Source organism: Cytobacillus oceanisediminis (genome assembly GCF_022811925.1).
Classification (GTDB): Bacteria; Bacillota; Bacilli; order Bacillales; family Cytobacillaceae; genus Cytobacillus; species Cytobacillus oceanisediminis_D.
In genome coordinates this window covers 4,758,323-4,772,500 of sequence record NZ_CP065511.1, presented here as the reverse complement: position 1 = coordinate 4,772,500, position 14,178 = coordinate 4,758,323, and the positions used below count along the sequence as shown (strand labels likewise).

10 protein-coding genes and 20 tRNA genes (1 of these 30 running past the window's edge) are annotated in these 14,178 nt (G+C 43.3%); 26 read left to right on the top strand and 4 right to left on the bottom strand.

Features of this window, described 5'->3' with window-relative positions:
• The 20 genes from IRB79_RS23965 to IRB79_RS23870 form a co-directional block, all read left to right on the top strand.
• Window positions 1-42: transfer RNA gene (locus tag IRB79_RS23965), tRNA-Val, on the top strand; it begins 34 nt to the left of the window's first position.
• A gap of 20 nt (window positions 43-62) precedes the next feature.
• A tRNA-Thr gene (locus IRB79_RS23960) sits at window positions 63-138 on the top strand.
• Window positions 139-281: 143 nt separating this feature from the next.
• Window positions 282-357, top strand: a tRNA-Lys gene (locus IRB79_RS23955).
• A 15-nt stretch (window positions 358-372) separates the two neighbouring features.
• Window positions 373-457: transfer RNA gene (locus IRB79_RS23950), tRNA-Leu, on the top strand.
• 8 nt (window positions 458-465) lie between these two features.
• A tRNA-Gly gene (locus IRB79_RS23945) sits at window positions 466-540 on the top strand.
• Between the two features lie 6 nt (window positions 541-546).
• Window positions 547-635: transfer RNA gene (locus IRB79_RS23940), tRNA-Leu, on the top strand.
• Between the two features lie 15 nt (window positions 636-650).
• Window positions 651-727, top strand: a tRNA-Arg gene (locus IRB79_RS23935).
• 7 nt (window positions 728-734) lie between these two features.
• Window positions 735-811: transfer RNA gene (locus IRB79_RS23930), tRNA-Pro, on the top strand.
• A 9-nt stretch (window positions 812-820) separates the two neighbouring features.
• Window positions 821-896: transfer RNA gene (locus IRB79_RS23925), tRNA-Ala, on the top strand.
• 18 nt (window positions 897-914) lie between these two features.
• Window positions 915-991, top strand: a tRNA-Met gene (locus IRB79_RS23920).
• Window positions 992-1,008: 17 nt separating this feature from the next.
• Window positions 1,009-1,085, top strand: a tRNA-Ile gene (locus tag IRB79_RS23915).
• 13 nt (window positions 1,086-1,098) lie between these two features.
• Window positions 1,099-1,191: transfer RNA gene (locus IRB79_RS23910), tRNA-Ser, on the top strand.
• A gap of 17 nt (window positions 1,192-1,208) precedes the next feature.
• Window positions 1,209-1,282: transfer RNA gene (locus IRB79_RS23905), tRNA-Met, on the top strand.
• Between the two features lie 3 nt (window positions 1,283-1,285).
• Window positions 1,286-1,362 (top strand) — tRNA-Asp (locus IRB79_RS23900).
• Window positions 1,363-1,385: 23 nt separating this feature from the next.
• A tRNA-Phe gene (locus IRB79_RS23895) sits at window positions 1,386-1,461 on the top strand.
• Window positions 1,462-1,475: 14 nt separating this feature from the next.
• Window positions 1,476-1,549: transfer RNA gene (locus IRB79_RS23890), tRNA-Gly, on the top strand.
• A 4-nt stretch (window positions 1,550-1,553) separates the two neighbouring features.
• A tRNA-Ile gene (locus IRB79_RS23885) sits at window positions 1,554-1,630 on the top strand.
• A 14-nt stretch (window positions 1,631-1,644) separates the two neighbouring features.
• Window positions 1,645-1,719, top strand: a tRNA-Asn gene (locus IRB79_RS23880).
• Between the two features lie 5 nt (window positions 1,720-1,724).
• Window positions 1,725-1,815 (top strand) — tRNA-Ser (locus IRB79_RS23875).
• 4 nt (window positions 1,816-1,819) lie between these two features.
• Window positions 1,820-1,891, top strand: a tRNA-Glu gene (locus IRB79_RS23870).
• A 91-nt stretch (window positions 1,892-1,982) separates the two neighbouring features.
• Here the strand turns inward: IRB79_RS23870 and IRB79_RS23865 are convergent.
• Window positions 1,983-2,180 (bottom strand): hypothetical protein, encoded by a 198-nt coding sequence (locus tag IRB79_RS23865; RefSeq protein WP_243505622.1) that lies wholly within the window; start codon window positions 2,178-2,180, stop codon window positions 1,983-1,985.
• Window positions 2,181-2,403: 223 nt separating this feature from the next.
• Here IRB79_RS23865 and glgB point away from each other — a divergent pair, with 223 nt between their 5' ends.
• The 5 genes from glgB to IRB79_RS23840 are packed head-to-tail and all read left to right on the top strand — an operon-like array spanning window position 2,404 to window position 10,369.
• Entirely contained in the window at window positions 2,404-4,350 is a 1,947-nt protein-coding gene (gene glgB / locus IRB79_RS23860) for a 1,4-alpha-glucan branching enzyme (protein ID WP_243505621.1), read from the top strand.
• Complete coding sequence (locus IRB79_RS23855; protein ID WP_243505620.1) at window positions 4,292-5,437, top strand: glucose-1-phosphate adenylyltransferase; 1,146 nt, start codon at window positions 4,292-4,294, stop codon at window positions 5,435-5,437. The genes glgB and IRB79_RS23855 overlap by 59 nt, the downstream gene beginning before the upstream one ends.
• Before the next feature lie 54 nt (window positions 5,438-5,491).
• Complete coding sequence (locus IRB79_RS23850; RefSeq protein ID WP_243505619.1) at window positions 5,492-6,520, top strand: GlgC family sugar phosphate nucleotidyltransferase; 1,029 nt, start codon at window positions 5,492-5,494, stop codon at window positions 6,518-6,520.
• On the top strand, window positions 6,517-7,968 hold the full coding sequence (glgA, locus tag IRB79_RS23845; RefSeq protein ID WP_243505618.1) for a glycogen synthase GlgA: 1,452 nt from the start codon (window positions 6,517-6,519) through the stop codon (window positions 7,966-7,968). The genes IRB79_RS23850 and glgA overlap by 4 nt, the downstream gene beginning before the upstream one ends.
• Entirely contained in the window at window positions 7,958-10,369 is a 2,412-nt protein-coding gene (locus tag IRB79_RS23840; protein ID WP_243505609.1) for a glycogen/starch/alpha-glucan phosphorylase, read from the top strand. The genes glgA and IRB79_RS23840 overlap by 11 nt, the downstream gene beginning before the upstream one ends.
• 321 nt (window positions 10,370-10,690) lie before the next feature.
• On the opposite strand, the gene IRB79_RS23835 is transcribed toward IRB79_RS23840, so the two are convergent.
• The gene (locus tag IRB79_RS23835) at window positions 10,691-11,539 is read right to left on the bottom strand and encodes a dimethylarginine dimethylaminohydrolase family protein (protein WP_243505607.1); all 849 of its coding nucleotides are present in this window, start codon (window positions 11,537-11,539) and stop codon (window positions 10,691-10,693) included.
• Between the two features lie 154 nt (window positions 11,540-11,693).
• Here IRB79_RS23835 and IRB79_RS23830 point away from each other — a divergent pair, with 154 nt between their 5' ends.
• Window positions 11,694-11,906 carry a hypothetical protein gene (locus tag IRB79_RS23830; RefSeq protein ID WP_035330432.1) on the top strand — a complete coding sequence of 71 codons (213 nt, stop codon included), beginning with the start codon at window positions 11,694-11,696 and terminating at the stop codon, window positions 11,904-11,906.
• 65 nt (window positions 11,907-11,971) lie between these two features.
• On the opposite strand, the gene IRB79_RS23825 is transcribed toward IRB79_RS23830, so the two are convergent.
• Together IRB79_RS23825 and IRB79_RS23820 are read right to left on the bottom strand one after the other, a co-directional pair.
• On the bottom strand, window positions 11,972-12,727 hold the full coding sequence (locus IRB79_RS23825) for a TraR/DksA C4-type zinc finger protein (RefSeq protein ID WP_243505605.1): 756 nt from the start codon (window positions 12,725-12,727) through the stop codon (window positions 11,972-11,974).
• A gap of 290 nt (window positions 12,728-13,017) precedes the next feature.
• Entirely contained in the window at window positions 13,018-13,950 is a 933-nt protein-coding gene (locus tag IRB79_RS23820) for a 1,4-dihydroxy-2-naphthoate polyprenyltransferase (RefSeq protein WP_243505592.1), read from the bottom strand.
• Window positions 13,951-14,178 lie beyond the last annotated feature (228 nt).

Genomic DNA, 14,178 nt, shown 5'->3' with positions numbered 1-14,178 from the left:
ACAAGCAGAGGGTCGGCGGTTCGATCCCGTCATCCTCCACCATTAATTTAAATATTCAAGCTGCCGGTGTAGCTCAATTGGTAGAGCAACTGACTTGTAATCAGTAGGTTGGGGGTTCAAGTCCTCTCGCCGGCACCACTTCAACGAGCCATTAGCTCAGTCGGTAGAGCAGATTGCAGCACCAGTGAATCACTTCACCCGAATAGCAATCTGTGACAAAGCGTTTAGCTTTGGAACATCTGACTGCACATAACAGGCTTTAGGAAGTCTCATAAAACTATGAGCCATTAGCTCAGTCGGTAGAGCATCTGACTTTTAATCAGAGGGTCGAAGGTTCGAGTCCTTCATGGCTCACCATTTTAATTTCATATTGCGGGTGTGGCGGAATTGGCAGACGCACCAGACTTAGGATCTGGCGCCGCAAGGCGTGGGGGTTCGACTCCCTTCACCCGCACCATTCTTTATGCGGAAGTAGTTCAGTGGTAGAACATCACCTTGCCAAGGTGGGGGTCGCGGGTTCGAATCCCGTCTTCCGCTCCATTTATTGCCGGGGTGGCGGAACTGGCAGACGCACAGGACTTAAAATCCTGCGGTAGGTGACTACCGTACCGGTTCGATTCCGGTCCTCGGCACCAGTAGAATTTAATCATGCGCCCGTAGCTCAATTGGATAGAGCGTTTGACTACGGATCAAAAGGTTAGGGGTTCGACTCCTCTCGGGCGCGCCATTATTAACGGGGAGTAGCTCAGCTTGGTAGAGCACTTGGTTTGGGACCAAGGGGTCGCAGGTTCGAATCCTGTCTTCCCGACCATTTATTATTGGGGCCTTAGCTCAGCTGGGAGAGCGCCTGCTTTGCACGCAGGAGGTCAGCGGTTCGATCCCGCTAGGCTCCACCATAAATATTTTAGCATTTCGGCGGTGTAGCTCAGCTGGCTAGAGCGTACGGTTCATACCCGTGAGGTCGGGGGTTCGATCCCCTCCGCCGCTACCATTTAATTAATCAATGCTGGACCTTTAGCTCAGCTGGTTAGAGCAGACGGCTCATAACCGTCCGGTCGTAGGTTCGAGTCCTACAAGGTCCACCACTTTCATTTATACGGAGGAATACCCAAGTCCGGCTGAAGGGATCGGTCTTGAAAACCGACAGGCGGGTCAAACCGCGCAGGGGTTCGAATCCCCTTTCCTCCTCCATATTTTAATAATACTATCGCGGGGTGGAGCAGTCCGGTAGCTCGTCGGGCTCATAACCCGAAGGTCGCAGGTTCAAATCCTGCCCCCGCAATCTGGTCCGGTAGTTCAGTTGGTTAGAATGCCTGCCTGTCACGCAGGAGGTCGCGGGTTCGAGTCCCGTCCGGACCGCCATTTTTACAAAATAAACAATATGTGGCTCAGTAGCTCAGTCGGTAGAGCAAAGGACTGAAAATCCTTGTGTCGGCGGTTCGATTCCGTCCTGAGCCACCATTTTTAATCTTAACGCGGGTGTAGTTTAGTGGTAAAACCTCAGCCTTCCAAGCTGATGATGAGGGTTCGATTCCCTTCACCCGCTCCAAAATGGGCCTATAGCTCAGCTGGTTAGAGCGCACGCCTGATAAGCGTGAGGTCGATGGTTCGAGTCCATTTAGGCCCACCATTTTATATTATTGTTCCGCAGTAGCTCAGTGGTAGAGCATTCGGCTGTTAACCGAACGGTCGTAGGTTCGAATCCTACCTGCGGAGCCATATATGGGGAAGTACTCAAGTGGCTGAAGAGGCGCCCCTGCTAAGGGTGTAGGTCGGGTAACCGGCGCGAGGGTTCAAATCCCTCCTTCTCCGCCATATTGGCCCCTTGGTCAAGCGGTTAAGACACCGCCCTTTCACGGCGGTAACACGGGTTCGAATCCCGTAGGGGTCATACAAAAAAGCTGTCAACAATTTGTTGGCAGCTTTTTTGTTGTCTTTTCTGTTCTGTTCCAGCTTCCCTCAGTTAGTTACTTCCCTGTTTTTTAATCAAACTTCTCTTCTTCCTTGCTTAATTTATTGCCTGGATTATTCAAATCGATTTCGGAAGATATTCCCGTATAGGGGCCTCTAAACATATCGCCAGTGGCCATAATCTTTCCATCCGGTGCTTCAAATAATGGAATTCTTGTTTCATTTTTTGATGCCTCATTCAATAAAAATTCCTCTTCTTTATTGCTCAAAATATTATTCTCCTTTCATTTTTTGCTTGCATACTTTGTTTTATTTTGTCTAAGTTTACCGGAGATTATGTCGAAGGCTGTTAAATTGGGCAGAATGCTATCGGTTTTTAGCGGGATTTGAACATTGTTGTCATAAAATTAAAAAAACTTTTACAAGGATTTTTCTCACGTTCGCCGAATATAACAGGAAAGTCAAAAGAAACGAGACTGGGTGGGGAGAAGGATGGTAGTGGATACTTTGTTTCCAACCGATTATCAGCTGCATTTGTTCCATGAAGGGACATATTACGAGAGTCACCAGTTATTTGGTGCACATGTAGTTTCCAATGGCGGAGAAGTGCTTACCCGTTTTTGTGTGTGGGCACCGAATGCTGAAATTATCAGATTAGTCGGTGATTTTAATGATTGGAATGGAGAAGGCTATACCTTACATAGAGTGAATAATGAAGGTGTCTGGTTTATTCAGCTGGATGGAAACATGGAAGGTGCCTTGTATAAGTATGAAATTGAAACAAAGAAAGGAGATGTGTTATTAAAGGCTGATCCTTATAGCTTTTTTTCAGAAGTAAGGCCCAATACAGCATCTAAAGTATATTCGCTGGATGGGTATCAGTGGAATGACAGCAAATGGATCCAAAAAAAAGAAATGAAGTCTATTTATACGGAGCCTGCAGTCATTTATGAAGTCCATTTGGGCTCGTGGAAGCAAAAAGAATCTGGAAGTCTGTATACATACAGGGAGCTTGCAGATGAGCTAATTCCTTATGTGGTCGAACATGGGTTTACGCATATAGAATTGCTTCCTCTAATTGAGCATCCGCTCGACGCTTCCTGGGGCTATCAGGGAACAGGTTATTACTCTGTTACAAGCCGTTATGGCAGCCCGCATGATTTTATGTATTTTGTTGATCAGTGCCACCAGCACGGTGTTGGGGTCATTCTGGACTGGGTGCCGGGGCATTTCTGCAAGGATGCCCATGGCCTTTACCAGTTTGATGGTTCGTATTTGTATGAGTATGAAACAGAAGGCGACAGAGAGAACAGAGTATGGGGCACTGCCAATTTTGACCACGGCAAAAAAGAAGTTCAAAGCTTTCTTATTTCCAACGCTGTTTTTTGGATGGAAAAATATCATATTGATGGCTTCCGGGTTGATGCAGTCGCTAATATTATCTATTGGCCTAACCGGGATGGGAAGACAGAAAATCCATTCGGCACCTGTTTTCTGCAGAACTTAAATAAAGTTGTTTCTCAATATGACTCTTCCTTTCTCATGATGGCAGAGGATTCAACAGACTGGCCGCAAGTGACTGCACCAGTCCATTATGGAGGGCTGGGTTTTCATTACAAGTGGAATATGGGCTGGATGAATGACGTTCTTACATATATGGAAACAGCTCCTGAGAGGCGATCTGGTGCTCATGGAAAGATGACATTTTCGCTTTTGTATGCTTTTACAGAAAACTTCATACTGCCTTTTTCACATGATGAAGTTGTCCATGGGAAAAAATCGCTGCTTGATAAAATGCCGGGAGATTACTGGCAAAAATTTGCCCAATTCAGGCTCCTGCTTGGCTACATGATTGCCCACCCCGGCAAGAAGCTTCTTTTCATGGGGAGCGAACTTGGGCAGTTTTCCGAATGGAAAGACAAAGAACAGCTTGATTGGCATCTGCTTGATTACGAGATGCATAAAAAAGCAAATGATTATGTGAAAGATTTAATAAAGGTTTATAAACGTTCAAAGGCTCTTTTTGAGCTTGATCACCTTCAGGATGGTTTTGAATGGATTGATTGTCATAATGCAGACCAATCCATCTTTTCTTTTATCAGGAAAGGCTCTAAAGTGGATGATTTTCTTGTGATTGTCTGCAATTTCACACCTGCTTTCTACCCTGATTACCGTATTGGAGTTCCAAAGGCGGGGTCTTATCGGGAAATACTCAACAGTGACAGTGATAGCTTTGGAGGATCAAATTGCATCAACAAGAGGATCCTTAAGACTGAGGAAAAAGAGTTTCATGGCAAGCCGTTCAGTTTGGAAATGTCTATTCCGCCATTTGGCATTTCAATTTTACGCCCTGTAAAACATCGGAAGGAGAGGAAGGGAAATGGGAAAGAAAAAGTGCGTCGCAATGTTATTAGCAGGAGGGAAAGGGAGCAGGCTTAGTTCTCTGACAAAAAGCCTGGCGAAACCTGCCGTTCCGTTTGGAGGGAAATACCGGATTATTGATTTCACATTGAGCAATTGCACCAATTCCGGAATTGATACAGTCGGTGTTCTTACCCAATACCAGCCGCTGGTCCTGAATTCGTATATTGGCATAGGCAGCGCATGGGATCTTGATAGAAAGAACGGCGGTGTGACAGTGCTGCCCCCTTACAGCGAATCATCGGAAGTCAAGTGGTATACGGGAACAGCGAGTGCTATTTATCAGAACCTCAATTATCTAAAGCAGTATGATCCTGAATATGTCCTGATTTTATCCGGTGATCATATTTATAAAATGAATTATGAGCTGATGCTGAATTATCATATTGAAAAAGGCGCGGATGCCACTATTTCTGTAATTGAAGTGCCTTGGCCGGAGGCAAGCAGGTTCGGAATCATGAACACGGATGAGGAGATGCGGGTCGCAGAATTTGAGGAAAAACCAGCATATCCAAAAAATAATCTGGCCTCCATGGGAATATATATTTTTAATTGGTCTGTTTTAAAGGAATATCTGGAAATGGATGACCGCAATCCGGAATCAAGTCATGACTTTGGGAAGGATATTATCCCACTAATGCTTGATGAAAATAAAAAGCTGTTCGCTTACCCGTTCAATGGCTATTGGAAGGATGTCGGTACAGTAAAGAGCCTGTGGGAAGCAAATATGGATTTATTGGATGATGAATGCGAGCTGAATCTTTTTGATCATGATTGGCGGATCTATTCGGTGAATCCGAATCATCCTCCACAGTTTATTTCAACTCAAGCAGAGGTTGCAGAGTCTTTGATAAATGAAGGCTGTACAATTGAAGGGGAAGTTGAAAAGTCAGTGCTATTTCAAGGGGTTCTGGTTGGGAAGAATACTGTCATCCGTGAATCGGTCATCATGCCTGATGCTGTAATTGGTGAAAATGTCTATATTGAAAAGGCTATTGTGCCAAGCGGAATGAACATACCTGATGGCGTTGTGATTAGTGCTTCCGAAGAAGATGATGAAATTATTCTGATAACACAGGAAATGATACAGGGAATTTGTTCTTAATTTACAGCCTGGATGCCAAAACGGCGCCTGGCCAATAAAACGGGAGGGAATGTCATGAAGAAGAGAATGCTTGGTGTGATAGACGCAACAACCTACCATGAAGATTTAGAGGAATTGACAGTACACAGGTCGCTCGCAGCTGTTCCGTTTGCAGGCCGCTATAGGCTAATCGATTTTGTTCTCTCCAATATGGTCAACTCGGATATTGAAAGTGTTGCCATATTTCCGAAGTATCAATACCGCTCTTTAATGGATCATCTTGGTTCGGGGAAAAACTGGGACCTAAACAGAAAAAGGGATGGGCTATTCTTTTTCCCATCTCCTTTGCTGGATAGTCCAAGTAAAGGAATTGGATCTTTCAATCACTTTGCTGCTAATTTGGATTATTTTTATCGCAGCAAACAGGAGTATGCATTGATCTCAAACTGTTTTACCGTTTTTAATATGGATTTCAGGCCTGTTCTGGATAGACATATTATGACGGGGTGTGATATTACAGTTGTTCGGCAGGATGGGCGCTCCCTTGAAATGTACCTTGTAAAAACTTCGCTGCTCATTAGCTTAATAGAAAATAGAAACGAAACTGGATACACATGCATGAGTGATGTCGTTACAGACATCCATCATTCCTACACGATATGCAATTATGAATATGCCGGTTTGGCCGTCATGATTGATTCCATTGAAAATTACTTTGCTGCCAGCATGGGCCTATTGGAATCGGAGGCATGGAAAAATATTTTTCTGCGCAGCCAGCCGATTTATACAAAAGTAAAGGATGAACCGCCAACCCGTTATATGAAAGGTGCGAGTGCAAAGAATTCAATGATTGCGAATGGATGCATGATTGAAGGGACAGTCGAGAACAGCATTATCTCCCGCGGGGTAAAAATTGGCAAAGGCTCAGTCGTGAAAAACTGCATAATTATGCAAAAAACCCAAATTGGAGAAAACTGTGTTTTAGACTCCGTTATTTTAGATAAAGATGTTAAGGTAGAATCCGGTGCCAGGATTGAGGGAAGACATGAAATGCCTCTGGTTATTCGCAAAGGTACCGTACAAGGAGCGCTGATGAACTCGTGAAAGTATTGTTTGCTGTTTCTGAATGTGTTCCATTCATTAAATCCGGAGGTCTTGCTGACGTAGCTGGTTCTCTCCCGAAAGAACTTGCAAAGCAGGGGACTGACGTACGGGTTATCCTTCCTAAGTATGGTTCCATATCAGATGATTTAAAAAAGAAAATGTCTAAAAAGTGCGAGTTTACAGTTCAGGTAGGCTGGAGAAACCAGTATTGCGGAATTGAAGAACTTGAGTATCAGGGAATCCTATTCTATTTTGTTGATAATGAATACTACTTCAACCGTGAAAAATTATATGGGTATTATGATGATGGAGAGAGGTTTGCCTATTTTAACCGGGCCGTGCTGGATGCTCTTCAGCATATTGATTACTATCCAGATGTCATTCACAGCCATGATTGGCATACCGGGATGATTCCTTTTCTGCTGAGGGTTGAGTATCGTGCGAAAAAGGGGTATGAGTTCATTCGGACAGTCTTTACCATTCATAATCTTCAGTTTCAGGGAATCATGCCGGGGAGTGCTTTAGGGGATCTATTAGGGCTTGACTATAGCCACTTTCATCCAGATAAGCTTGAATTCTTCGGAAATATCAATTTTATGAAAGGCGGACTTGTCGCTGCTGATAAGATTACAACAGTCAGCCCTACCTATAAAGATGAAATTCAAACGAAATATTACGGAGAGAAACTGCATGATTTGCTGAAGCGCAGAGCTTATGATCTGGAAGGCATCTTAAATGGGATTGATGATGAGTTTTATAATCCTGAGAAGGATCCATTTATAAAAGAGAACTATGCCGTTGAAAAGCTTCAGATTAAAAAAGAGAATAAGATGCATCTTCAGAAAAAATTCAGCCTGCCGGTTAAGGAAGAGGTTCCTCTGATAGCCATGGTTACGAGGCTGACAAAACAAAAGGGCCTAGACCTGGTTAAATGTGTGTTCCATGAGCTTATGCAGGATGATATTCAAGTCCTTGTTTTGGGGACTGGGGATCCTGAGTTTGAGCAATTTTTCAGGGAGATGGAAGCGGGCTACCCCGATAAATGCAAAGCATATATTGGGTTTGATGAAGGGCTTGCACATGAGTTCTATGCAGGGTCCGATTTATTCTTAATGCCTTCACAATTTGAGCCATGCGGTTTAGGGCAGATGATTGCAATGAGATATGGATCAATTCCCATCGTCAGGGAAACAGGCGGATTAAATGATACTGTTCATTCTTATAATGAAGACACAGGAGAAGGCAACGGTTTTTCCTTCAGCCATTTTAATGCCCATGATATGCTGTACACTATTAGAAGAGCAATAAGCTTTTACGGTGACAGCAAAATATGGGAGCAAATTATGAAAAATGCAATGGGAATGGATAACAGCTGGGCGCAATCTGCTTTCAAATACAATCAGCTATATGCAGGCCTTGTTTCAAGGAGTGAAAGCCATGTTTTCTGATCGCGATGAGTTCAAAGAGGAATTCCTGAAGAAACTGGAGATGACATGCGGTAAAAGCTTTGGTGAAAGCACAGAAAGAGATCATTACTTCACGCTCGGAAATATGATCAGGGAACATGTGAGTACAGAGTGGATTAATACAAATGAACGGTACCGCATCGACCGAGAAAAGCAGGTATATTACTTATCCATCGAGTTTTTATTGGGGCGCCTGCTTCATCATAATCTGATAAATCTGGGAATTGAGCAGGTTGTCCAGGAAGGCCTGGCAGATCTGGGAATTGACTTGAACCGCCTTGAAGAAATCGAGGCAGATGCAGGGCTTGGAAACGGCGGGCTGGGACGTCTGGCAGCTTGCTTTATGGATTCACTGGCTTCCTTAAATCTTCCAGGCCATGGCTGTGGAATTCGCTATAAGCATGGCCTATTTGAGCAGAAAATTGTGGATGGCTATCAGGTGGAGCTTCCGGAGCAGTGGCTGCGGAACGGCCATGTCTGGGAAGTAAGAAAAGCAGACCTGGCAATTGAAGTTCCTTTTTGGGGCAAAGTCGAAACGGCAGAGGACAACGGCAGGCTTGTGTTCCGCCATGTGAATGCTGAGACAATTTCGGCTGTTCCTTACGATATGCCTGTCGCTGGCTATAAAACAGATACGATTAACACTCTAAGGCTTTGGAATGCTGAACCGTCTCCATATCCTGTAAATCATGATATTTTAAAATATAAACGGGAAACCGAATCGGTTTCGGAGTTTCTATATCCTGATGATACCCATGATGAGGGGAAGATTCTGAGGCTTAAGCAGCAATACTTTCTTGTTTCGGCCAGTATCCGTTCCATTGTGCGTTCCTATCGAAAGCAGCATAATAGTTTAAGAGATTTCCATGAATATGTGAGCATTCATATTAATGATACACATCCGGTCCTTGCCATTCCTGAACTTATGAGAATCCTGCTGGATGAAGAGGGAATGGACTGGGAGGAAGCCTGGGACATTACGGTCCGGACGATTGCCTATACGAATCATACAACTCTTTCAGAGGCTTTGGAGAAATGGCCTGTCCGCATTTTCCAGCCTTTACTGCCGCGGATTTACATGATAGTGAATGAAATCAATGAACGATTTTGCCGAGGGCTTTGGGAGAGATACCCGGGTGACTGGAAGCGGATTGAGGATATGGCGATCATCGCACATGACCAGGTTAAGATGGCACACCTTGCCCTTGTCGGCAGTTCAAGCGTCAATGGTGTTGCCGCGCTTCATACAGAAATCTTAAAGAAGCGGGAAATGAATCAGTTTTATGATATTTTTCCTGAGAAGTTTAATAATAAAACCAATGGGATCACACACAGAAGATGGATGCTGAAAGCCAATCCGCTTTTATCTGGTCTTATTAATGAAAGCATTGGGGCTGGCTGGATTCGGGAACCGGAAAAGCTTCACGAACTGGCAGATTTTAAGAATGATAGAGTTTTCCTTGATCAGCTGCATAAGGTTAAGCAATTGAACAAGGAAAGATTGGCGAAGCGCATCCAGGAGCAGCAGGGCATAATTGTTGATACGTCTTCAATTTTTGACATTCAGGTTAAGCGTCTGCATGCTTATAAGCGCCAGCTGTTAAATATTCTTCATGTTATGCATTTATATAATAGGCTGAAGGAAGATTCCAATTTCCGGATGCATCCCCGGACATTTATTTTCGGGGCTAAAGCTTCGCCAGGCTATTACTATGCAAAGAAGATCATTAAACTAATTAATACCGTGGCTGAAAAGGTGAACAATGACCCGCAGATAAAAGATGTTCTAAAGGTTATCTTCCTGGAGAATTACCGGGTTTCGCTGGCGGAGGAAATTTTCCCGGCTGCAGATATCAGCGAGCAAATTTCAACAGCAAGCAAGGAAGCTTCCGGTACAGGCAATATGAAATTCATGATGAATGGCGCTTTGACAGTGGGTACGCTGGATGGAGCCAATATTGAGATAAAAGAAAAAGCAGGAGATGACAATATTTTCATCTTTGGCCTAACGGCCGATGAGGTGCTCAGCTATTATCAAAATGGCGGATATAATTCCAGAGAGTATTATCATCATGATAAGCGAATTCGCCAGGTTGCCGACCAGCTCGTGAATGGATTCTTCCCGGATGCCGATGATGAGTTCGAGCCCATTTTCGATTCACTGCTGATGGAAAATGACCAATACTTTGTGTTGAGGGATTTTGCTTCCTATGTCAATATCCAGAAAGAAGCTGGGAAAGCATATGAGGATCGGGAACATTGGCTGAAAATGAGCTTAATGAATATTGCCGGTTCAGGCTATTTTTCAAGCGACCGCACAATCAGCGAATATGCGCGGGAAATTTGGAAAATCAAGCCCGCTGGCGTTGAGATGATAAAATAAGTAAAAAGGAGAACAGCCCTTCCAGTGAGAAGAGGCTGTTTTTTGTTGATTAGTGCGAATAATGCCCAAAAACCAAAGTGCTCAAGAGAAAATGGGAGTTAATCAGGGGGAATAACGCCAAAAATGAAAGTACTCAAGAGAAAAAGGGAGTTAATCAGGGGGAATAACGCCCAAAAAGAAGGTGCTCAAGAGAAAAAGGGAGTTAACCACGAGGGTTAATTTCCAAACTGTATATGCCCAAGAGAAAACAGTAGCTAATCACAAAAAGGCGGTTTCTAAGAGAATCTATAATCATTATTCCAGTTCATTGAGGCAGGAGATCTACCCTTTACTGCGCCTAACCGGCATCGTGCAGCAGCGGAAGGCACCTCCGGATTTGATAATTTCAGTAATGTCTACCTCAATGACTTCATAGCCCCTGGACCTGAGCTCTTTATTGACATTCTTATTAATGGGAAGGCTGAAGATTTTTTTATTGCCGATAGAGAGGACATTGGTTCCGAGCGTGAATTGCTCCTCTTCCGACACTTTTATTAAATCATAGCGTGATTCCAGCATTTTAACTTTTTCCCCGTGGATCTCTCCTGGAAAGATAAGAGCTTCCTCAGGAGAAATAATATTGAATACACAATCAAGATGCAGATATGTATCTGTGAAAGGGATGGATACGACATCATAATCGGGCATAAGGCTGCGAAGATGCTCGATCGCTTCTTCGTGGGTACGGCTGCTCACTCCAGCATATATGGTTTGGCCATCTATCAGGACGTCTCCTCCCTCTATGAGGTCTCCCGTAAGATTGTAAAATGGAACCTGGTTTGCTTCCAGCCATTGTTTCAGAACATTTTCTTCTCCTTGCCGAATATCTGCTGCCATTTCTGCAACATAAACCTTTTCTCCAAGTGTAAATCCGATATCACGGGTAAAAACCTGCTCTGGATATTTTTCAAGCGGGGACAGCAAAACCACATTGATTCCCTGATCCTTTAATGCACTGACAAAATGTCTGTGCTGTTTCATTGCTGCGTCTATATTAATTCCTTCTTTTTCATAATGCTTTTGTGTTTCATTAATTGTATCTACAATCGTCATGTACTTCGGTTCACATACCACTACTTGTTCAAGTTTGTCATATTCTGAAAAGCATGCTGCTTTTATTTGTCCGGACATAATGAACCTCCCAGCTAGTTATTCTTAAAATAATATTGCCTATGAGAAGCAGTTTTACTCTGCAAAGTAAATTTATTAACAATAATTGCCACTTCAAAAAAGGTTTAAAAACCCTGATAATGAAATCATTAGATATAAAGGGGGTAGCTGTTAAATGTACCAAATCGAGAGAGGATCGATGGAAGAAGTTTTGCTGCATCTTCAAAATATTGGACTGCAACTAAATGAATTCGAGAAAACAAATGATTCTATTCCGGTGAAAAATTATAAAGAACTGCTGGAATTCAGCATCTCCATTGCCCGCCGCACAAACGATGTTTCTGATACGATTGATGAGATTATTCAGGATATCGAATCCAAACTATAAATATATAAGGGTATCTTATTTTGCCATTTGACATAAAAAAGCGATGCAGCCGCATCGCTTTTACTTTAATCCTTATCTTCATCCACATAGCCGTCAGTCTGATGATACGGCACATCACCATAAGGTGCTTCGATATCATTCTCATCCAGCATCGCTTCATACTCTTCCTGTTTCTTGGAAGGATAGACTTTTCTCCCCTTGCCTTCAAGGTCATTTCCGATAAACGTCTCATAATCTTCTGTGAAACCTTCGTCATCATGCCCTTCATTATAAAGGGAGTTATAATCTTCATAGTCCCCTCTTAAGTCTGAGGGTGTCTCAGAAGTGCCAAAACGGGCAACTTCCTGGAAGCTGTCTTCGTTATCCACGACTTCTCTGAATTGATGATGCTGAAAGGTATTCCCGTGCGCAGGTTCAAGTACATCCTCTTCGACAGGACGGTCTCCCGGCACATTTTGTTCAGGACTGTGTTCCTTGCAGTAAAGGGTTGCTGGAATCACTTCGAGTCGCTCATATGGAATTTCAGCACCGCACTCCTTGCATTTGCCATATGAACCATTTTCAATTGCCTGCAACGCTGCATTCACTTTATTTAACTCAGAGTCGTGATGCTCTTCTAAAGCAAAATCCTTTTCACGTTCATAAAGTTCAGAGCCCATATCAGCTGGATGGTTATCATACATGGAAAGCTCACCCACTGTATCTCTGGCGCTTGCACCTTCCAGGCTTCCTTCTTTATTGCCCTGTAGCTGGGATTCCAGTGATTTTTTTTCATCATTCAATTCTTTTTTTAAATGGCTGATTTGTTCATTGGTCAACATATTATGTCACATCCTTGGGTTTGATAAATTTTATAAAAGGCTTGCTGATACAAGCCCATAATAAAGCCGAGCTCTGCCGCTCTTGCTCTGCCGAGTATTAAGAATCTTAGTCCATATGGGTTTAGTATGGACGTATTTGGCAAAATCATAACGGAAGAAATAATTTTAGGGTCAAGCATCTTCCTTAAGTAAAAAATACCCGTTAAATATGGGATGAAACCAAGATGGTGCTTTCTGCTGTTTTTTTCCAAACAAAAAACCCCTGCTATGAAAGCAGAGGTTCCTTTAAATTATAAAAGATATCCGATAAACAGGCCTACTGATAAAAGAAAGCCAAAGATTGTATTTGTCTGGGCTGTGGCTTTCATCGCAGGCATCATTTGCATAGGCAGTGTTTTTCCGATGAAGCCTTTTGTTGCTTTGATGGCCTTAGGCGCACTAAGGATAACGATAGCAAGCCATGGTGTTATGATATTCATGGCGATTAATATGAAAACCCATGCATACGAAACGATAAACATTGCGGCAAGCAGCTTGATTGCTCCTTTTTTCCCTAATAGAATGGCCAATGTTTTGCGGCCGAATTCCTTGTCGCCGTCCAGGTCTCTGATATTATTGGCCAGCAGGATGGCGCCAACAAGAATCAATATAGGGAAGGAAACCAGAACGCTTGTTGCTGTTACGGTTCCTGCCTGTATATAGAAAGAAATTAGGATGATCAGCATGCCCATGAAAAAACCTGCAAATAATTCACCAAATGGTGTGTAGGCAATCGGAAGCGGACCGCCAGTATATAAATATCCAACAGCCATGGAGGCCAGTCCAATTGCTGCAATCCACCAGCTTGTGTTCATGCAAATATAGAATCCAAGCAATATCGAAATCCCATAAAGGCCAAAAGCCAGGTTCAGAACCGTTTTTGGTTTGATTCCTTCCCGGACAATAGCTCCGCCAATTCCGACAGAGTCTTCCGTATCAAGCCCTCTTTTGAAGTCGTAGTATTCGTTAAACATATTAGTGGCAGCCTGAATCAGCAAGCTTGCTGCCAGCATGGCAAAAAACAGGCCAAAATTTATTTCAGTAAGTTCCATTGCAAGAGCTGTTCCAAGCAGAACCGGCACAAAGGCAGCAGTAAGAGTATGTGGCCTGGTCAGCTGCCACCAGACCCTCCAGTTCTTTGAGTTGGAAGCAGGCGGAAAATTGGTCTGTGCTTGTGGTTGCATGATAACTCTCCCCTTATTTATCTATTCTGTAATGATATCATTCATTGCATCATTCAAACTTGTTTATTTTAACCGATTACCAGGGTATTGTCAAAGTAAACCGCTATACGGCTATATCCAAACACCTTAAGTTTAGGTAAATAATGAAAGAGTGTCAACGTATTATTGCCGTAAATAGAACCGGTATTTTCCATAGTTAAGGAAACTTTAAAGCAGCACATTCCGGAA

Bases quoted from the DNA above. Each gene is read 5' to 3' on its own strand.
- IRB79_RS23825 (WP_243505605.1), bottom strand. From the start codon at position 12,727: ATGTTGACCAATGAACAAATCAGCCATTTAAAAAAAGAATTGAATGAT.
- IRB79_RS23840 (WP_243505609.1), top strand. From the start codon at position 7,958: ATGTTTTCTGATCGCGATGAGTTCAAAGAGGAATTCCTGAAGAAACTG.
- IRB79_RS23835 (WP_243505607.1), bottom strand. From the start codon at position 11,539: ATGTCCGGACAAATAAAAGCAGCATGCTTTTCAGAATATGACAAACTT.
- IRB79_RS23855 (WP_243505620.1), top strand. From the start codon at position 4,292: ATGGGAAAGAAAAAGTGCGTCGCAATGTTATTAGCAGGAGGGAAAGGG.
- IRB79_RS23850 (WP_243505619.1), top strand. From the start codon at position 5,492: ATGAAGAAGAGAATGCTTGGTGTGATAGACGCAACAACCTACCATGAA.
- IRB79_RS23820 (WP_243505592.1), bottom strand. From the start codon at position 13,950: ATGCAACCACAAGCACAGACCAATTTTCCGCCTGCTTCCAACTCAAAG.
- glgB (WP_243505621.1), top strand. From the start codon at position 2,404: ATGGTAGTGGATACTTTGTTTCCAACCGATTATCAGCTGCATTTGTTC.
- IRB79_RS23830 (WP_035330432.1), top strand. From the start codon at position 11,694: ATGTACCAAATCGAGAGAGGATCGATGGAAGAAGTTTTGCTGCATCTT.